Raw genomic sequence first — 20069 nt, 5'->3', positions numbered from 1 at the left:
CCTGGTGGAAGGTAACCACAGCCTGGAGGTGAAAGGCGACCTGGCGCAGAAAGTGGCGGGGGCGCTGGGCGTTGATGCTCAGGGCGATATTGTGCTGCAGAGCGACACGAAAATCACCCTGAAAATGGGCAACTCATTTATCGTCATCCACCCTGGTGGTGTGGACATCAGTGGGCTGAAAATTAACCTCAACAGCGGTGGCAGTCCGGGTAATCCTGTGCCGACGCAACTGCCAGCGGTGCTGGCGGATGAGGGGGATAGATCTTCTGACGAAGGCGGTGAACAGGGTGATAACGGGAACGGTAATGGCTCCGGAGCCGGGAATGATTCAGGAGATCAGGATGAACCTGAAAAGTATAAGGCTCAGTTTTATTTTTCAGATACTGATGGCACACCTTACGCTGACATAAAATATGTCGCTTACTTTGCAGATGGAACAGAAAAGGAAGGACAGACAGATATACAGGGCGGTACAGAATTATTCATCCGGGATGATGATAAAGAGATTGAAGTTAAACTATTCAGCCGAGACTTTGATACCTTTTGGGGTGATGAAAATGAGTGATACAACGAAAGGCAAACCTAAAAAAAAGACTAATATCATCAAGCAATGCAAAATAAATGATTTTAACGCAATGATGCTAGAAGTGTCAGAGGCATTGGACAGAGTCCTGGAGAAAAGAAAAAAAGATCTAGATATATGGGGTGAAACTCAGCAAGAAGAATTCCACCAAATATTTGGTTCAGAAGGTAAGCGAATTATTCACGTAAATATGCCTGTAAGGCTGAAAGCACATTTTGTAGAAATGACAGCATTGGATGCAATGAAAGATGGTGTCAGAAGACTTATAGAAATAAAGAAGACATTGAAGCCGGAAAGCTATATCAATAAAATTTATGATCCAGATAATCCTAATGCCTCCACTAATTATAAATTCCCAGCAGGCTATAAAGATCCCAAAGTGTTCGCCGCTGTTGTGAATTATGGGCAACAAAACAACTATTTGATTAATATAGGGATAAATTTTACCGGAAGAAAAAGTGCTACGGGTATCAGAACCTGTGAAAAGGTTATGGGAGAGGGATCTCGTGTAGCTACACTTTGTCATGAAATAAGTCATTTCGAAAAAGCATTTCTCGATAATAATCTGGGAGGAATGGGCACGGGTGACTATGATGTTGACGGACGCAGACCAGAAAATGGTGAAGTGGATGTTTGGTCTTACGATCAGCATGTTGCCGGAGCAGATAAACTTATAAAACAAAGTGATGAGAATGTATTCGATAATGCCTATAACATTGAAAGATATTTTCACATAATAGTATGATTTTTAACTTTCTAAACACAATTAAATTTTATAAGGTTAAATTAGATGTTGAATTTATTTACGAATTTTTTATCTCAGGCAATATTATTTACTTTCTTAATCTTCCCCTTGCTATCAATTGCTGGGGATTTAACAATTGTGAAGTACGGATATGGTCTAAAAGGCAGAGGTGAAATAAAATATGAAGACATAGTAGTTCATCCAATATATTTTACGAAAAACCCATATTACCCCTCTTCTTTTCAGGTAGATAACAACAGAAAGTTCAATACTTCCATTAAACTTGCTATTCAAAGAAAGGGTAAAGAATCTTGGGCTACTGTTACGATTAAAAATTTAGGAGCAAAATCTTTTTATATTAGGGGGCTAGAATTTCCTTCAATACCTCCAAATCAAATAAAAAATAAAAATCTAACATTTATGTTATGTGGAAGGAATTTCATTATAACAACAGGGAATATATTGTTGGATTATTTGGGAGGGGTGTGTGATTATAGAGGTGACTTTGTGAAGAGTGAATGGACTAAGTTTGCTCCCAACGTTTCGCTGTCATATACAGTAATCCTTAATGATAATTCTAAATTTTTCTCCGACAAAACACGTTACAATATAGGAACAACTGAATATGGGTTGGTTAATGATGATTGGTTTATAGAACGATCCATTTTTGATTATTTTTTTTCCATATTAGATATGAATCCATCTAACTGTCACATATCAGATGGAAAACGATATATTTTCCCAGAAGATCGTATTTGTAACTATTATTTTTATGACAAAAAGGATATTAAATATATTTTTGATCAATTTAATTTCACTGGGGTAAATAAGGAAAATGAGTTTTCAATTAGATCTAATCTGGTAAGTGTCGAAATTGATGGCAGTAATGCCAAATCTTTCTATGATAAACCATGATAAATACTCTTTGTACTCGATTAATTATTAAAAATATATAAATAAAGGAATCCCCTATGCCACTAGCTGCCAGACTTAACGACAAAGGCACCCAGCATGACGGTTACCGCGAAACGGTCATTACCGCCGGCTCACCGACAGTATCAATTGACGGATTACCCGCCGCCCGTATAGGTGATCCGCTGAACCCTCATGACAAACCTGAACACCCTCCGCATCCCCGTAAAATAGCGAGTGGTTCTGGTACCGTATTCATCGATGGTCTTCCTGCGGCTAGAGCCGGTGACTCCATTGATTGTGGTGGTGTTGTTACTGGTGGTGGCACGGTTAACATTGGCTAAAGGTGAATTAACTGAAATTCTGAAGGCCATTACGGACGTTAGTATTAGATAACGGCTCCCTTAAAAGGAAGCCGTTACTGTGTAACACATTAAGACGTTGTAGAAACAATCACCCGACAGCAAACTCCTTCGCCAGGCGGCTAACGCCCAATCCGTTAATCTTTTTCACCTTAATCTGCACCGGAATACGTTCTTTCATTGCCTCAACGTGGCTTATTACGCCGATAGTTTTACCGCTGGCATTCAGCGTATCTAACGCATCCAGCGCGGTATCCAGTGTCTCGGCATCCAGCGTACCAAAACCTTCATCAAGAAATAGCGAGTCGATACGGGTTTTATGGCTCACCAGGTCGGATAGCGCCAGCGCCAGAGCGAGGCTGACCAGGAAACTCTCGCCACCTGAAAGTGTACGCGTGTCACGCAGCGCGTCGGCCTGCCATGTGTCAACCACTTGCAACTCAAGCGCTTCGCTATCTTTGCGTTGCAGTAAATAACGCCCGTGTAATCGGTTGAGCTGGTTGTTCGCCAACCACACCAGATTATCGAGCGTCAGACCCTGGGCAAACTTACGGAATTTATCGCCTTCCTTCGAACCAATCAGCGCATTGAGGTAGCCCCAGTCTTCAACTTGCTGTTGGCACTCCACGATAGACTGCATCAATCCTTGCTGGCGCTGGTGGTTTTCCGCGTCATGGCGAAGCTGTTGCTGGATTTGCCCTTGTTGAGTGGTGTTCTCGCGCAGTTGCTGATTACACAGCGTCAGTTGTGCTTCCAGCAAACTCAGTTCTGTATCGTCAGCAAGTGTCGTAGGACGAGCCGCTTTATGTTCTCTTAGCGCTTTTTCAGCTTGCTGACAAAGAACAGTTTGCTGTTGATGTTGTTGCTCAAGTTGCTGTTTTTTCTGCTCAAGTAGCAGGCGTTCAGTTTCATCCAGTAACGCGGCCTGGAATGACTGTGCATCAGCAAACGGGCTGGCAGCCAGTGCTGTCATAAACTGCGCGTTTGCCTGGGCCTCGCGTGTTTCTTCCTGTTGTAGATGCTGTTGCAGCGTCTGCCACTGACTTTCCAGCGCTATGCAGTCGCTGTGCAGGTTATGCCAGTTTTGCAATGCTGAAATTTGTTCGCTTTCCGATAGTGGTGCGGGCGTGGTGCCATCATCAACCATTGCATTGAGCAGGCTTTCCAGTGCGTTGAGTTGTTGCTGTATACGCGGGAGCTGTTCATTGCGCTGTTGCCAACGCTCTGATTCCTGTTGGCGTTCCGCCAGCCAGCTATTTTCTTCATGACTTGCCGGATATTGGAGGCCCATATTTTCCAGCGCGGCGTTCAACGTTTCGTGCAGGGAGGTTATCTCCGCAGCAAGTTTTTGGTGCTGTAGCCGCATCTGAGCAAGTTGTTCGTCCAGCACAGTCCGCTGGCTAAGTTGATGCAGTTGCTGTTCGTGTTGTTCTGCACTTTCCAGCCACAGCTGGAGGTCGTCTTCGGGCGTCAGTGCCAGTTGTAGACTGGCACACAGTTGTTGCCAGCGTAAGCGCAGAGCGGCTTCTTCTTCATTAAGCGTGTTAATGGCGGCCAGCAAGCTTTCACGCTGAGATCGCAGCGTATCGAGTTGGCCTTTCATCGCAAAACCAGCTTCCGCAAGGCTTGCGACTTCACGTTTAAGGACCGCCAGCCGCTGCTGATTTTCACCCGGTTGAATAGCCTGGTAGTCAGCCACCGCCGGATGAAGTGTTGAGCCGCACAACGGACAGGGTTGATCGGGCTGCAAATGGGCGCGTTCCGCTTCGAGGCTGACAATGCGCAATTCCTGTTCACACACTTTTTCCAGGTCACTTTCATGCTGGCGTCGTTCTTTATACTGTTGGCGTTTAAGTGCCAGTTCCGTATCGCCCTGGGTTATCTGTTTTTCAAGCGCGGCAATATCTTGTTGCTGCTGCGTTTTGCGTTTCACAAGTGAGGACAGTTGCGGCTGTAAAGTTGCTAGCTGCTGGCGCAATGGACGCGCGGCAATCGTTTCTTGTAAGTGAACACTCACTTCATCAGCGCTGAGCACCAGCTCAACCGCTGGCAGTAATTCGAGCTTTTTCTGACTGGCTTCGATGTCTCGCTGCAAGTCTTGTAGCTTTACTGCCTCACGTTGCTGTTGGCTAAAGGCCATGCGCCAGCCCGCCAGTTCAGCGCCCCACAGGCGATAACTGCCGTGAGTTTTCAGCCATTGTTGTAGCTCGGTACTTTCATGCGCCAGTTTTACTGCCAGGCTTGATGCAGCAAGTCGCGTCTGCTGACGACGTACCGTCGCCTGACGTAAGCGAGTGTTCACTTCTTGCGTCTGAATGCGGGTATTTTGCAACGTGGATTGCAGTTCTTGTAAGCGCTGCCAATCAGGTCTTAGTTTTTCTGCGGGTTGAGCTCGCGTCAGTTTTTCAAGTTGCGGTGCTGCTTCTTCGATTGCGCGAATTGCCGCATTCAGAGCCGCTCCTGTTCGCGTGTGATTTTGAGTCAACTGGGTGAGTTGGCTGAGCCATTGCTGTTGTTGCTGAAGCGTTTGCTGTTCTGCCAGGCGGTTTTTTTCTTCTGTAGTCAGTGCCTGCAAACTTTCAGAAAGCTGCTGGCGTTGCTCTTCACTTAATAGTGCAACACCCGCTGCTTGTGCCTGCAAGTTCTCAAGTTGGCTGCGGACATTTTTATGGTTTTCGAATACCGCCGCAGAAACCGTCCCGTAAATTTCAGTCCCGGTAAGTTCTTCAAGCAATGAGGCACGGTCATTGGCATCAGCATTTAAAAATGCGGCAAACTGGCCTTGAGAGAGCATCATTGAGCGGGTGAAACGGTCGTAATCGAGACCGGTTAATTTGGCGGTGACATCAAGCTTATCTTTCACTTTATCGGCGATGATTTTGCCACTTGCCACTTCCGCAAGCTCAACGCGCGGGGCTTGAAGGTTACCGTTTGCTGCATTGCGCGCACGGTTCTGGCTCCAGAAAGCACGGTAGGCAATGCCTTTAACTTCAAACTCCACTTCCGCCAGACACTCGGCGGTGTCGCGGGTCATGAGATCATTTTGCGATTGTGAAACCGTATTGAGGCGCGGCGTTTTGTGATAAAGCGCGAGGCAGATAGCATCCAGCAGTGTGGTTTTCCCGGCTCCAGTCGGCCCGGTTATGGCAAACAAACCGTTGCTGGCGAAAGGCTCAAGCGTGAAATCAATTTTCCATTCCCCTTTCAGGGAATTAAGATTTTTTAACCGCAGGCTGAGGATTTTCATGCCTGTTCCTCCGCGTCATGCAGGCTTGCCATCGTTTGGGCAAACAGGGTGCGCAAGCGTTGTGCTCGTTCCTCTGTGGTCTCTTCTTGCACCAGACGGCGCTCAAAAACTTCTTCAACCGTCAGTTCGCTCAATGTTTCTTTATGTTGTTGAGCGATAACACGCTCGCGCTGCTCTCGACTCCGCCGCAGCAAAACAACTTCAACCGGTAATGTTTCGGTCAGCTGTTGAATATGACGTTGCATATCATGTAGATATTCGTCCGTGGCGATTTCAATATCCAGCCATACTTTGGGGTCTGCGGGGGCATCGCGCCACTGCTCAAGTTGCTGTTCAATTTCACTCAGTGAGCCTTTGATAACCGCCAGGGGTTGGCTAACAGGAACGGTAAGTGGAGTGACTTCACTGAGTTTTCCTTCTGCAAACTCAACCAGATAAACGCTTTTGGCCTTACCGGTTTCATCAAAACTCAACGGTATTGGCGAGCCGCTGTAGCGGATATGTTCGGTACCACCAATTAATTGTGCGCGGTGAATATGGCCCAGAGCAATATAATCGGCATCCGGGAAATGCTGCGCCGGGAAGGCGTCGAGCGTACCGATATAAATATCGCGTACCGCATCCGTTTTCGTCACGCCAACCGTGGTTAAATGTCCGGTAGCGATAATCGGTAACGTCGCATCTGCACGTAAATCACAGGCCGCGCGGTAACACAGCTGATAGTGTTCGCTAATGGATTCCATTAATGAACGCTGCTTTTCATGGCCGGATAAACCCGCCTGGCTGTTTTGAATGTCGCGTGGCCGCAGAAATGGAATGGGGCAGAGAATGGCACCCGGTACGCCATCTTTCGTCTTGAGCACCATTGCCTGCTGGTTGGTATCGTGGCGTGCGCTGGCGATGACATAAGTGTTAAGACACGCCATTAATTCCCGAGATTCGTTAAGTGTCGCAACAGAATCATGGTTCCCCGCAAGAACCACCAGGGTACAGCCGGTCGCCTGAAGCTGCACCACGAATCGGTTATACAGTTCGCGGGCATAGCTCGGTGGCGAGCCAGTATCAAAAATATCACCTGCGACAATTATCGCATCCACATCATGAATCACTGCGGCTTTGAGCAGCCATTCAAGAAAAGCCTGATGCTCTGGACCGCGACTTTTGGTATAAAAATTTTGACCAAGATGCCAGTCTGATGTGTGAATTATGCGCATAACCTGTCCGGTGGCTTAAAAGCGAGGCCTCGATTATAGGGGGGCGAGGTGAAAAACGTCATATGTCTCTGTGTCATAAATCAAAATGATGAGTCATTAAACAGTCATGTTTTTCATAAATCTGTCATAAATCTGACGCATAATGGCGCCGCATTGAAATAATAATTATTCCTTTTGGAACATTCTTTTGAGTAGGGCGAATCATGGCGAAGCGTATTTTAGTCGTAGAAGATGAAGCTCCAATCCGTGAGATGGTGAGCTTTGTGCTCGAGCAAAACGGTTTTCAGCCTGTAGAAGCAGAAGATTATGACAGTGCAGTCAATCTGCTTATTGAACCCTTCCCGGACCTGATTTTACTGGACTGGATGTTGCCTGGCGGCTCAGGTATTCAGTTTATCAAGCATTTGAAACGTGAAGCATTGACTCGTGAAATACCGGTAATGATGCTGACGGCACGTGGTGAAGAAGAAGACCGTGTGCGCGGGCTTGAAGTCGGGGCTGATGACTATATTACCAAACCGTTTTCACCGAAGGAGTTAGTCGCTCGCATTAAAGCTGTGATGCGCCGAATCTCTCCGATGGCGGTGGAAGAGGTGATTGAAATGCAGGGGCTGAGCCTTGACCCTTCATCACATCGCGTGATGACCGGTGAAAATCCTCTGGATATGGGGCCGACGGAATTTAAGTTACTACACTTCTTCATGACACACCCAGAGCGTGTGTATAGCCGTGAACAATTGCTTAATCATGTATGGGGCACCAATGTTTATGTCGAAGACCGAACAGTGGACGTACATATTCGGCGGTTACGCAAAGCGCTCGAACATAGTGGACATGACAGAATGGTACAAACAGTACGCGGTACGGGTTATCGGTTCTCAACCCGCTTTTAATTCCTTATCAGGAGAGTGACGCGTGCTGGAACGGTTGTCATGGAAAAGGCTGGTGATGGAGTTAGTGCTCTGTTGCATCCCCGCTGCCATTTTAGGCCTTATATTTGGCTATTTACCTTGGTTTTTACTCCTGGCAGTCACTGGACTGCTGGTTTGGCATTTCTGGAATTTGCTGCGTTTGTCGTGGTGGTTATGGGTGGATCGCAGTATGACACCTCCACCAGGCCGCGGAAGTTGGGATCCGTTGTTATACGGCCTTCACCAAATGCAGTTGCGCAATAAAAAGCGTCGTAAAGAGTTAGGTAATTTAATCAAACGCTTTCGTAGCGGTGCGGAATCATTACCCGATGCGGTGGTGTTGACGACGCAAGAAGGGACGATTTTTTGGTGTAACGGGCTGGCTCAACACTTGCTGGGGTTACGCTGGCCAGACGATAACGGGCAGAACATCCTTAACTTACTGCGTTACCCTGAGTTTACCCGCTATTTGACGCAAAAAGATTTCTCCGGTCCTTTGACGTTGGTGCTTAACAATGGGCGTCATCTGGAATTCCGTGTGATGCCCTATAGCGACGAACAGTGGTTGATGGTGGCGCGTGATGTTACTCAGATGCACCAACTGGAAGGGGCGCGACGTAACTTCTTTGCCAATGTTAGCCATGAATTGCGTACCCCGTTAACGGTGCTGCAAGGTTATCTGGAGATGATGCAGGATCAGGTGCTTGAAGGGCCGTTGCGCGAGAAAGCATTGGGCACTATGCGTGAACAAACTTCGCGTATGGAAGGGTTGGTGAAACAACTTTTGACGTTGTCAAAAATTGAAGCTGCTGCGGCAATGGTACTCAATGAAAAGATTGATGTACCACTGATGCTGCGTGTGGTGGAGAGAGAAGCGCAAACCCTCAGCCAGCAAACGCAGACGCTACAATTCGATATTGATCCCACGCTAAAAGTGTTTGGTAACGAAGATCAACTGCGCAGCGCGATTTCAAACCTGGTGTACAACGCGGTAAACCATACGCCGGAAGGGACACATATTACGGTGAGCTGGAAACGGGTCGCTGGTGGCGCAGGCTTTAGCGTAACGGATAGCGGGCCCGGCATTTCTGCAGAACATATTCCGCGCCTGACCGAACGTTTCTATCGTGTGGACAAAGCGCGTTCGCGCCAAACTGGCGGCAGTGGATTAGGGCTGGCGATAGTGAAACATGCTTTAAGTCACCACGATGCGCGCCTGAACATCGAAAGCCTGCCAGGAAAAGGTTCGATATTTTCCTTTGTGTTGCCTGAGCGGTTAATCGTTAACGAAAAAGTCGTGCAGGCAAAGTAGCTTAATCCTTCTGTGTCAAAATAAGTTTCCACAGGCCAGCATGCTGACCTGTGTTTTTTTTGCTCACATGTCAATCAAAAACCCTCAATTGGTTGTAATTTGACCACATAAAAAACCAAGCTATTTTCTAATGGATAAGCATATCCACTAATTTTAAGTCTAATTTAAGTAGATCAATCTGGTTTTGGGATCCCTTCTTGCCTTCATACGCTATAAGCGTTTTAATTGCTGCCCTGTGATTAGTATACCGACTGGATTTGAGTGGTAATTCAAACAACTATTCTTCTCCACCGTTCCTGGAAAGGATTTTCCGCTGTCGTTATTGCCGATCACCGCTTTTATGCCGAGCTACTGGCGTAAAAGTTTGAATATTTTCAACATCACACACCCACAGGCTGCAAATATTTTATGACCCATCATTTAAAATCTCGAGACATCCTCGCGCTGGGCTTTATGACCTTTGCGCTGTTTGTCGGCGCAGGCAATATTATTTTTCCACCAATGGTGGGGTTACAGGCGGGTGAACACGTCTGGATAGCATCATTAGGCTTCCTGGTGACCGCAGTCGGTCTCCCCGTTCTGACTATCGTCGCGATTGCTCGCGTAGGTGGCGGGATTGATAGCCTGAGCTCGCCGATTGGCCGCCGTGCTGGTGTGTTGTTAGCGACGATTTGCTACCTGGCTGTTGGCCCTTTGTTCGCCACACCACGTACAGCGACAGTTTCATTCGAAGTGGGGATTGCGCCTCTGGTGGGTACGGGTGAGCTGCCGCTGTTTATCTACAGCCTGGTCTACTTCGCTATTGTTATCGGCATTTCACTGTATCCGGGCAAACTGTTGGATACCGTAGGCCATGTGCTGGCTCCGGTTAAAATTGTTGCGCTCCTGGCGCTGGCTGCGGGGGCAATGTTATGGCCTGCGGGCGGTACCAGTATTGCAACACAAGCGTATCAGAATGCTGCATTTGCTAACGGTTTTGTGAATGGCTACCTGACGATGGATACCCTGGCGTCCCTGGTCTTCGGGATCGTCATTGTTAATGCTGCGCGCTCGCGTGGTGTCACTGATTCCCGTCTGCTGACACGCTATACCATTTTGGCTGGCTTGATTGCAGGTATCGGTTTAACGCTGATTTACCTTGCACTGTTCCGCCTGGGTTCAGACAGTGCCACTTTGGTTGCTGACCAAAATGCCAATGGTGCCGCCATTCTTCATGCTTATGTAGCTCATACTTTCGGTGGGGCAGGTAGCTTCTTCCTGGCTGCGTTGATTTTCCTCGCCTGCATGGTAACGGCAGTGGGCCTGACTTGTGCGTGTGCTGAGTTCTTCAGCCAGTATCTGCCGCTGTCTTACCGTTCGCTGGTGTTTATCCTCGGCCTGTTCTCGATGGTGGTTTCTAACCTCGGGTTGAGCCATCTGATTCAGGTTTCTATTCCGGTGCTGACGGCGATTTACCCACCGTGTATCGCGCTGGTGGTGCTGAGTTTCACCCGCCCGTGGTGGCATAACTCAACTCGCGTGATTGCTCCCGCTATGCTCATCAGCACCTTGTTTGGCATCCTTGATGGGATTAAAGCATCGGCAATCAGCGATATTTTACCCGCGTGGACTTCCCACTTGCCGTTGTCCGAACAGGGCCTGGCATGGTTGCTTCCGACTATTATCATGGTGGTGATTACCATCGTATGGGACCGCGCAGCAGGGCGACAAGTGGCTCAAACCGCACACTAAAAATTATAATTTTGTACAACCACGGAGCTTTGCTCCGTGGTTTTTTTTATTGTTAAGCAGGGTTGGAATTAATGGAAAACGCGAATAAGCTCAAGCGCGGCTTGAGTACCCGGCACATTCGCTTTATGGCGTTGGGTTCAGCAATTGGCACCGGGCTGTTTTATGGCTCGGCAGACGCTATCAAAATGGCAGGGCCAAGTGTGCTGCTGGCCTACATCATCGGTGGGGTTGCTGCTTATATCATTATGCGTGCGCTGGGGGAGATGTCAGTTCATAACCCTGCCGCCAGTTCATTCTCACGCTATGCGCAAGATAACCTAGGCCCACTGGCAGGTTACATCACAGGTTGGACCTACTGTTTTGAAATCCTGATTGTCGCGATTGCGGACGTCACTGCATTTGGCATCTATATGGGGCTGTGGTTCCCGGCCGTACCGCATTGGGTCTGGGTATTGAGCGTAGTGCTGATTATCTGCGCCATTAACCTGATGAGCGTTAAAGTATTTGGTGAGCTGGAGTTTTGGTTCTCTTTCTTCAAAGTTGCCACCATTATCATCATGATTGCAGCCGGTATTGGCATCATCGTTTGGGGTATTGGAAACGGTGGTAAGCCGACGGGGATTCATAACTTGTGGAGCAATGGCGGCTTCTTCAGCAATGGCTGGATAGGCATGATTATGTCGTTGCAGATGGTGATGTTTGCCTACGGCGGCATTGAAATCATTGGTATTACGGCGGGTGAAGCCAAAGACCCGCAAAAGTCGATTCCACGGGCTATCAACTCTGTCCCGTTGCGTATCCTGGTGTTCTATGTGGGCACGCTGTTTGTCATCATGTCTATTTATCCATGGAACCAAGTGGGGACGGAAGGCAGCCCGTTTGTGCTGACTTTCCAGCATATGGGTATCACGGCTGCGGCAGGTATTCTTAACTTTGTGGTGCTCACCGCATCGCTTTCTGCCATTAACAGCGACGTATTCGGTGTAGGTCGCATGTTGCACGGCATGGCAGCGCAGGGCAGCGCCCCGAAAGTGTTCGCCAAAACTTCACGCAACGGTGTTCCCTGGGTCACTGTGTTGGTTATGTGCTGCGCACTGTTACTGGCGGTAGTGCTCAACTACCTGATTCCAGAAAATGTATTCCTGGTGATTGCTTCGCTGGCCACGTTTGCCACAGTGTGGGTTTGGATTATGATCCTACTGTCGCAGATTGCCTTCCGTCGCAAGCTGACGGCTACAGAAACTAAGGCGCTAAAATTCCCAGTGCCGGGCGGCGTGGCAACCACGATCGTAGGTCTGGTATTCCTGGTGTTTATCATCGCACTGATCGGCTGGCATCCGGACACGCGCATCTCGTTGTACGTCGGCTGCGTGTGGATAGTGTTGCTGTTGGTTGGTTGGATGTTTAAACGTCGTCAAATACTCGCCGCAAGCTCGTAGATACCGGTTTAACGTCGGCCACGAAAAGTCGTTTTAGGGTGGATTAGCGCAAGCTCAATCCACCCTACTGCCTACATCTCTGGGCACTCGACTTTACTTATTGCTTCCAGGTAGTTTTTCTCATTGTTGCGTTCAAGCGCAATCCTCGCGTCACGGAGATACAGCTTGTTATCTTCAATGGCGAGGATTTTGTTCCCCCAGGCATCATCCGTCATTTTCTTTTGCGGATGGCAGGTCTTTTTTAAGTCCCCAATAATCTGTTGTTTATATATTCCAAATTGCAGGGATTCATAAGGCGAACTGGCCAGGGTGTTGGCGGAGTAAAGCACAAACAGAAGCAAGGCAAGGTTTCGGGCAATAGTCATGACGGTCTCCTTTTATCAGGGCGCATCAGGCGGGAGTGTTTTCACTATAGGTATCGCTAACTTATTAAGCAACCGATGCTATTTCTCCACCCCTCCTGCTTTCCTGCCAAAGAGCGCTTTACTATTTTACCGGGATCACTGCCACCTGCACTTTTGGTGCGTTTGGCGTCAATAGCTTATCCGGTGTGCAGTCGCGAATCACCTTGCCATTTTTTATCACCAGCACTCTGTCGAAGTATTTGAGCAGGTAGCGGCGGTGCGTCACCATTAGCAGTGTTTTCCCACTGATGAAGGTGTCGAGATTATCGAAAATATGCTGTTCGGTTTGTTCATCGAGATTCGACGTGGGTTCATCCCACAGGAAAACCTGGGCGTCGCTGCTCAGGCTGCGTGCCAGAAGAAGTTGTTGGCTTTGGCCAGACGAGAGGTTTTTGGCCATAAAGCTTACCGGATAACGCAGCCCCATAGGATGTTGCAGTACAAATTCACAGCGGGTGGCTTTTAACGCGGAGACAACTTTTTGCCGATCTCCACTGCTTTTCAGCACCATGTTGCTCTCTACGGTGCCGGTGAACAGCGCATCATGGTTGGTCACCATACTGATAAAGCGCGAGTAGAAATTCTGTGCCAGGTGGCGGGTGTTAAAACCGTCGAACATGACGACGCCCTGCGTGGGCATACTAAAACCGGAAAGCAGTGACATCAACGAGCTTTTCCCGGCACCGCATTCGCCGATAATCGCCACTTTTTGCCCCGCGGGGATATCAAGATTGAGGTTATCGATAACCACTGGCGTTTGCGGATCGTACTGGTAGCTAACCCCTTTGAGCGAGATATTCCCGTGTAAATGACCCACGGTTTGCAAAACTACCGGCTCTTCTGTGGTTTGAGGACTAAAGATCTTCATCAGATCGTTTATGCTTTTTCGTGAGGTAAATACAGTTAGCAGCGTGGACGACATGCCAGAAATAATACCGGACATGCGCCCGGAAACGATAACCGAAGAGATGATGGCACCGGTGGTAATCTCGCCGCGAATCACCATAAAGAAAGCAAACAGCATCAGCAGGATCTGATTGAGGTTCGTCAGCGCCGCCAGGCTGGCCTGATAGAACACGTTGGCTTTGCGGATCTGTAGGCTCAGAAAAGATTGCTCGTTTGAACTGTTAACCCAGCTTGTCATCAGGCTGCGATTATTCATCGTGTGGATCATGCGAATAGAGTAAAGCACTTCGGTGATAAACACGTTGCGGTTCGATTGATTGTCTTTAACCTTATCCATTAACGCGTTGGTGTAACGGTAATTCAGATATGCCATACCTAAGGAGAGCGCGAGGATGGTCAGCGGAACAAGAACCAGTATGCCGAGGTTGATATAAATAACGATGACAAAAATTAGAAATATGGGAATATCTGCTGCACGCTGAAAGAGTGAATTGAGTAATATAGGTTTAATTTTTTGAAATTCATTCCATAAAATAAATGCCGAAGACATTGAAGCACCTTTTTTACCATTGTAAAAAAGGGCCTCAAGGAATGAGACATCGATACTAATATCTTCCCTGCGCGATACGATGGACTGATAAATATCTTTTGAAGAGCGCAGTAGAAATTCAAAAATAATAAACACCAACACGATGGCGGCGACGCCAAATAGCGAAGCATCAGAGGCGCTGGGGACGAGTTTGTCATAATAAAGGTTGCTGAAAACCGGGATGGTCAGAGCGAAAAGCGCCATAAATAGCGAAGAAAAAAAGTATTTCGCATAGAATGCTTTGTTTTCCGTTAGTCCCTTTTTTAGGATTTGACCCAGTTGAATGCAGTCAACCACGTTGGTCAGCGGTTGCAGCGTGTAAGCGGCTAATTCTTTAAGTTGTTTCGAATCAAACGAGACTAGCTCGGTGTCCTGTTCTGGCGTCACAAGCTGTAGTTGGCTCTCAATGCAGCCGACACATACCAACCACTGCAAAGAGGGAGTCAGCAGCAGCAATGGCATATTTTCATTAAGCAGATCTTCGGGCCGTGAAAAAAACACGCTGTTTATCGATAGACCAAGGGAGAGAAAATGGTTTTTTATTTGCGTGTCATGTTCAAGATTGCCATGTACATATTCTTTAAGGTTGATGGACGTCTGGTCTTCATTTATTTCAATACTCGAGTCGTGGCTGTGAGCAATATATGCCAGCGCGCCACTAAGTTTTAGATCGTATCTGGAGAGATTGTGGTTCATTAACAATTCCTTTCAACCTCTGCCGCTGATGCGGCAGAGGTTATATAGTCGAAGCTTGTTGGCCTGTTATGAATGTTGCTCGTCATCGGTCAAATCATCGACCGGGAGCGAGTTCATTGTTTCGGTAACAAAAGCTTGCTGATCTGAAGCGGCATGACGAACTTGTGCGGCTTCGACCTGGTCTTCATGAGGTTCATTATCCATTGATTCCACAATTTCGCCTGAAGAGGTGTCAATGGAGAAATCTACGGTTTGCAGCTGGCTGTTTCCGGTGGTATCGGTTGAGCTAACCGTCAGGCTATAAGGCCCGTCCAGCAGAGCTGTCGGTATCTCAAAGGAAGCCTGATGATTGGCATCGAGCGTCAGGTCGTGCTGTTCAGCGTTGAACGTCACACTGGCCTGTAGCGTATCTGCCGGGAAGTCAAATACCAGCGTCGGCTGGCTAGTTTCCAGCACCAGTGGCGCATCGGTTGTGCCATCTGCAGCCTCCACGGAGGAAATGTTCGCTTCTTCTACGGTGGTATCAATGGTGAAATCGACATTGCTGCTGTTGCTGTTACCGCCGCTATCCGTTGCGGTGACATGCAGAGTGTATTCCCCGTCTGCCAGCACCGTTTCTGGTGTGAACTGCCAGTTGCCCTCCACCCGTGAGGCCTGATATTCAGTGCCGTTTAGCATCACCATCACTTCGGTCACATCACTTTCAATGTTGCTCAGCACGAAGGTTGGCGTGGTGTCATTGGTGCGCATATCACCAGCCACTCCGCTGTCTGAATCCGCTGACATTTGAATTTGCGGGTGGGTTAGCATCTCGTCGACTTGCAATGGATTGCTGGTGTTACCGGCGTTGTCCTGCACCACAATCGACAGTTTGCCGTCTGACGGATAGTTAAACACCAGGTTCCAGTTACCGCTGTTGTCCACTTTGGTCGTTGTGATGTCGTGACCAAGGCTGTCTTTGATAATTAGCGTCGATCCGATTTCACCTTTACCAGAGAAAACCCATAGGCCGCTGTCTTCGATATAGGTAGAGCTGTTAATCGTCGGCGCGTCCGGCGCAGTCCAGTCCACTAATATGTTGTGAGCGATGGATTGGGTGTTGTTTGCCACATCGGTCATGGTGAAGGTTAGCGTCTGGTTCCCTTCCTGGAGCGGCGGGGAAGTTAACTGCCAGTTACCCTCTGCGGCAATAGTCACTGAAGCCACGATCACTCCTGCCAGCATTAGCGTGACGGTAGCTCCCGCCTCGCCGCGGCCAAAGAAGGTGCTGGTCGTGGTATTCACAGTCCATTTATCAGACGTGCCTTTGTTATCCATAACATCGACGTTGAACTCGTTGATGCGGGTATCGACAATCAGATCAAAGGATTCAGATTTCGTGTTTCCTCCCCGATCTTTAGAGGTCACGTTGACGCTTATTTCCCCTTCGGCGAGGGCAATTTTATTGACACTTATCGACCATTGGCCCGAGCTATCCACCCATGTCTCACCCACATTCAGGCCATTGAACGTGACATTTACGAGGCTTCCGGCTTCCGCATGACCGGACAGCTGCAGGTTTTTCGAGACATCGTTAACATAAATGACGTCGTTTTGCGTCACATCTGCCGCGTCAATACCGTTTACGGTATCCAGAGTAATTGTCGTGTTGTTAACGGTGTCCACGTTGAAGCTATAGTTGCCGGTACTGGCTGTGTTACCTGCGGCATCGGTGATGGAGAATGAAATGCTATGTTGGCCGTCGGCAAGTTCAGAAGGGACGGTGTATCTCAAGCTGCGAGCGTTCAAGGTCAGTGTCTCGATATAAACACCATCGATCGTCACGCGGATTGGCTGGCCTTGTTCACCCTGAATTTCAAAAACCGGGCGCTTAACACTCGTGACACTATCGTCGCTATAGATACCGTTGTCGCTGGTGAAATCACTGATGCTGATTTCCGTTTTGGTATCAATAACCACCAGTAACCGCGATGAATCGGCAGTGTTTTGCGCGGCGTCTTCGGCGATCACTCGGATTGAATATTCGCCGTCCGCCAGAACCGTAGGTTGTTCCCAGCTCCACTCGCCATTACTGTTAGCGGTGACGGTAGCAACTGTCTTTTCATTGACCAGAATAGACACCGTCGCGCCTGCTTCGGCTGTGCCGTGGAAGGACGGCTTAGTGTCGTTAGTCATCAAATCGCTTTTACTGCCCGAGTTGGCGCTATCGTCTAGCATAATTGTCGGATAGTCGGTATGGCTATCGAGCCTGATCGATTGCTCCGGGCTAGTTTGTTGGTTACCGGCAATATCAGTAATCGTGACTGTGACTTTATAGTCGCCGTCACTTTTGAGTACTACCGGAATTGACCATTCGCCGTTGCTCGCTACGGTCGCTTCGGCGACGATTTTTCCGTCAACCAACACCTGAACTCGGGCACCGGCTTCCCCGGTACCGCTGAGCGTTTGTGCAGGAGATTTGGTCAGCTCAGGCAGCGTGCTGACGCTAAAGTTGCTGATCACACTGTCGACAACTACCGTCGCTACATTCGACTCTGCGCGGTTTCCGGCAACATCGGTTGAGATAAATTTGACGCTATAAGAACCATCTGCGCGGTCACCCAGATTGTAGGTTGCAGCCCCTGAGGCATCGCTTGTAATGGTGCTGACTTTGACCCCATTTACGTAGACATCTACTGACGCACCGGCATCGGTCAATGCCGTTACCGACGGTGTTTTATCGTTGGTAATGAGATCGTAGATATCACCGCTGTTGCTGTCACGGGTGAGGCTGATGTCGGTGATGTCGTTACTGGTATCGCACTCGATGGCGAGAGTCTTTTGCGTTGTGTTTCCTGCGATGTCGTCCGCTTTAACGACAAAATTGTTTCTGCCTTCTGTCAACGTTATCTCGTGCGACCAACTGCCGTTTGCATTAACGGTTACGGTACCCACGAGGTTGCCCGCTGCGTTATAAATGGTGGCCGTAGAATTGGCTTCCGCGGTACCTTCCAGTGTCACTAACTTTTTACTGGTGATGCGGTCGCTATTGCTGGCACCGGTATCGTCCGATTCGCGAAGATTAACCGTTAATGCAGACATTTGCGTATCGAGTACCACCTCCTGCGCAGTGAAAGTCCGAATATTCCCTGCAACATCGGTGACCATCAGGCTAATGCTATGAGCGCCATCTGCTCCCATATTCGGCAGGGTAACCGACCATGAACCATCGTTAGCCGTGGCTGTTTCAATCACCACAACACCGTCTACCATCACAGCGATGCGAGCACCTGCTTCAGAGACGCCGGTGATCACGGGAGTGCTGTCATTCAAATAACCGGTGCTATTCATGGCAGGGATATCCCAAACCATATCGTTAACATGTGAATCGATAACCAATTGAGTGACATCGGAATCGACCGGCTGATTTGTATTCGGGTCAGTGATGCTAACTTTGACAGAATAGCGACCTTCTGCCTGGGCTGGCAGGTTAAATGTATAGCGGCCTGTTGAGTCAGTTTGCGTGGTGCCAGCTACCTGTCCGTCAATGTAAATTGTGACGGTTGTGCCTGGTAGTGTTACCCCCGTAAGTGTAGGGACATCGAAATTGGTGATGAAGTCACCCAACGCGCCGCTATCCGTAGAGCTAACGAGCATAAGTGTAGGTGGTGTGATATCGATAATCGGAATGATAACGTCAAACGAGGTTTCAACCGAGACGTTACCCGCGCGGTCAGTGGCCTGAACGCTAATCAGGTGATCGCCGGACAGCAAGGCATCAGGCGGTATCCATTGCCAGGTTCCATTGCTATCCACAGTCACACTGGCTACTGCTACGCCGTCAATTTTAATGCGTAGCGAAGCGCCTGCCTCAGCAACACCGCTAAATTCTGGAGTCAGATCCAGCGCTTCATGTGTGTTTGCCGGATCGGATGCGGTCAGCGCAACTGAAGGCGCCGTGGTGGTGGTATCAACAACAATATTTAGGCTTTGCGTTTTCTGGTTGCCCGCAGCGTCTTGCGCACTCACCACAATCGTATATTCGCCGTCTGGCAATGTATTGAGCGTAATGTCCCAACTGCCGTCTGGCTTCGGTGTCAGATTTTGCGTGGAGACTTGTCTGCCTTGTTTATCAGACACGGTGAGAACCAGAGTGGCACCGGTGTCGGTCATCCCCTGCAGTGTTGGTGTGCTGTCTTTAGTGAGTTTATCGGTTTGTGAAACGCCGGTATCTGAAGAGGATGCCAGGTCCATCGACAGTATCAGCGAGGTATCGATGGTAAAAGTGACGCTGTTTTGAGCCTGGTTACCGGCTTTATCTGTTGTGGTGACTACGGCTGTGTAATCGCCGTCGTTGAGTCTGCTTGGTTGTACCGTCCACGCGCCCTGGCCGTTTTGGGTCGCATTAAAAGTCGATCCGCCGATCCGGACTACCACCGTGTCGATGTCGGCCGGGATATTATCCAGGGTAAACACTGGCTGGTTGTTTTTAGTCAGGTTATCCGATGAGCTGATACCGGTGTCGCTGCTGCTATTCATATCAATAGTTGGCGTCGGGATCTGCGTATCAATGGTAAAGATCAAATTGCTCTGGACTTTGTTACCCGCAATGTCGGTCATCTCGGCGATCAGCGTGTAAGTTCCGTCGCTCAGTGTACGATCGGCGGTATAGATCCATCGTCCCTGCGCATTTTTAGTTAGCTGTACCACACTGCCGTTCAGCGTCGCGGTGACTGCCGACAACGGTTCTCCGGCCAGCATTTCGAAACGCGGTACGGTAACGTTGGTCAGGTTGTCGTGCGTATTACTTCCTGAATCATCCAGCAGTACAACTTGTGGTGCCTGTACTGCGGTATCCAGCGTGAAGTTATAGAGGGTCGATCCACTGTTACCTGCGTTATCGGTGAAGGTGACTCTCAAATCGTAATCGCCATCGCTCAGGTTCACGTTAGCTGGAACGTCCCACCAGGTGGCGCTTTTATCTACATTATAACTTTGGCCGTTCAGCTCGACGGTAATGCTGTTGAGATCCGCCGGCG

Annotated in this window: 12 protein-coding genes and 1 pseudogene; 8 read left to right on the top strand and 5 right to left on the bottom strand. The window is 48.8% G+C overall.

Annotated features, from left to right (window positions below):
• The 4 genes and pseudogenes from VJY99_RS14740 to VJY99_RS14725 form a co-directional block, all read left to right on the top strand.
• Positions 1-565: pseudogene (locus VJY99_RS14740) on the top strand (hypothetical protein); the annotation flags it as partial.
• A complete protein-coding gene (locus VJY99_RS14735) occupies positions 558-1328 on the top strand; it encodes a hypothetical protein (protein ID WP_324119755.1) in 771 nt (256 codons plus the stop codon). The pseudogene VJY99_RS14740 and the gene VJY99_RS14735, both read left to right, overlap by 8 nt.
• Before the next feature lie 45 nt (positions 1329-1373).
• Positions 1374-2243, top strand: a complete 870-nt coding sequence (locus VJY99_RS14730; RefSeq protein WP_324119753.1) for a hypothetical protein — start codon at positions 1374-1376, stop codon at positions 2241-2243.
• Between the two features lie 56 nt (positions 2244-2299).
• Positions 2300-2584: a type VI secretion system PAAR protein gene (locus VJY99_RS14725; RefSeq protein ID WP_324119751.1), complete on the top strand. Its 285-nt coding sequence runs from the start codon at positions 2300-2302 to the stop codon at positions 2582-2584.
• 109 nt (positions 2585-2693) lie between these two features.
• Here the strand turns inward: VJY99_RS14725 and sbcC are convergent, their stop codons facing one another.
• Entirely contained in the window at positions 2694-5849 is a 3156-nt protein-coding gene (gene sbcC, locus VJY99_RS14720) for an exonuclease subunit SbcC (RefSeq protein WP_324119749.1), read from the bottom strand.
• Complete coding sequence (sbcD, locus tag VJY99_RS14715; RefSeq protein WP_324119747.1) at positions 5846-7063, bottom strand: exonuclease subunit SbcD; 1218 nt, start codon at positions 7061-7063, stop codon at positions 5846-5848. Before sbcD ends, sbcC begins: the two co-directional genes overlap by 4 nt.
• Positions 7064-7266: 203 nt before the next feature.
• On the opposite strand from sbcD, the gene phoB reads away from it, so the two are divergent.
• The 4 genes from phoB (at position 7267) to proY (ending at position 12456) form a co-directional block, all read left to right on the top strand.
• A complete protein-coding gene (gene phoB / locus VJY99_RS14710) occupies positions 7267-7956 on the top strand; it encodes a phosphate response regulator transcription factor PhoB (RefSeq protein ID WP_034457904.1) in 690 nt (229 codons plus the stop codon).
• 22 nt (positions 7957-7978) lie between these two features.
• The gene (gene phoR, locus VJY99_RS14705) at positions 7979-9286 is read left to right on the top strand and encodes a phosphate regulon sensor histidine kinase PhoR (RefSeq protein ID WP_324119745.1); all 1308 of its coding nucleotides are present in this window, start codon (positions 7979-7981) and stop codon (positions 9284-9286) included.
• A 408-nt stretch (positions 9287-9694) separates the two neighbouring features.
• Positions 9695-11017 (top strand): branched-chain amino acid transporter carrier protein BrnQ, encoded by a 1323-nt coding sequence (gene brnQ / locus VJY99_RS14700; protein WP_324119743.1) that lies wholly within the window; start codon positions 9695-9697, stop codon positions 11015-11017.
• 71 nt (positions 11018-11088) lie between these two features.
• A complete protein-coding gene (proY, locus tag VJY99_RS14695; protein WP_324119741.1) occupies positions 11089-12456 on the top strand; it encodes a proline-specific permease ProY in 1368 nt (455 codons plus the stop codon).
• 71 nt (positions 12457-12527) lie between these two features.
• Here proY and VJY99_RS14690 read toward each other — a convergent pair whose 3' ends face one another.
• From VJY99_RS14690 to VJY99_RS14680, 3 genes are all read right to left on the bottom strand, one after another.
• Positions 12528-12821, bottom strand: coding sequence for a YicS family protein (locus tag VJY99_RS14690; RefSeq protein ID WP_324119740.1), 294 nt, complete (start codon positions 12819-12821; stop codon positions 12528-12530).
• Between the two features lie 121 nt (positions 12822-12942).
• Positions 12943-15051, bottom strand: coding sequence for a peptidase domain-containing ABC transporter (locus VJY99_RS14685; protein WP_324119738.1), 2109 nt, complete (start codon positions 15049-15051; stop codon positions 12943-12945).
• 66 nt (positions 15052-15117) lie between these two features.
• On the bottom strand, positions 15118-20069 hold a 4952-nt coding region (locus VJY99_RS14680), incomplete at its 5' end, for an Ig-like domain-containing protein (protein ID WP_324119736.1).

It is taken from the genome of Buttiauxella sp. (genome assembly GCF_035271705.1).
Lineage (GTDB): Bacteria > Pseudomonadota > Gammaproteobacteria > Enterobacterales > Enterobacteriaceae > Buttiauxella.
This window is presented reverse-complemented; position numbering and strand designations above follow the sequence as displayed.

Excerpts from the sequence above, each read along its gene's own strand:
- phoB (WP_034457904.1), top strand. The coding sequence starts at position 7,267 with ATGGCGAAGCGTATTTTAGTCGTAGAAGATGAAGCTCCAATCCGTGAG.
- VJY99_RS14690 (WP_324119740.1), bottom strand. The coding sequence starts at position 12,821 with ATGACTATTGCCCGAAACCTTGCCTTGCTTCTGTTTGTGCTTTACTCC.
- brnQ (WP_324119743.1), top strand. The coding sequence starts at position 9,695 with ATGACCCATCATTTAAAATCTCGAGACATCCTCGCGCTGGGCTTTATG.
- proY (WP_324119741.1), top strand. The coding sequence starts at position 11,089 with ATGGAAAACGCGAATAAGCTCAAGCGCGGCTTGAGTACCCGGCACATT.
- VJY99_RS14725 (WP_324119751.1), top strand. The coding sequence starts at position 2,300 with ATGCCACTAGCTGCCAGACTTAACGACAAAGGCACCCAGCATGACGGT.
- sbcC (WP_324119749.1), bottom strand. The coding sequence starts at position 5,849 with ATGAAAATCCTCAGCCTGCGGTTAAAAAATCTTAATTCCCTGAAAGGG.
- VJY99_RS14735 (WP_324119755.1), top strand. The coding sequence starts at position 558 with ATGAGTGATACAACGAAAGGCAAACCTAAAAAAAAGACTAATATCATC.
- VJY99_RS14685 (WP_324119738.1), bottom strand. The coding sequence starts at position 15,051 with ATGAACCACAATCTCTCCAGATACGATCTAAAACTTAGTGGCGCGCTG.
- VJY99_RS14730 (WP_324119753.1), top strand. The coding sequence starts at position 1,374 with ATGTTGAATTTATTTACGAATTTTTTATCTCAGGCAATATTATTTACT.
- sbcD (WP_324119747.1), bottom strand. The coding sequence starts at position 7,063 with ATGCGCATAATTCACACATCAGACTGGCATCTTGGTCAAAATTTTTAT.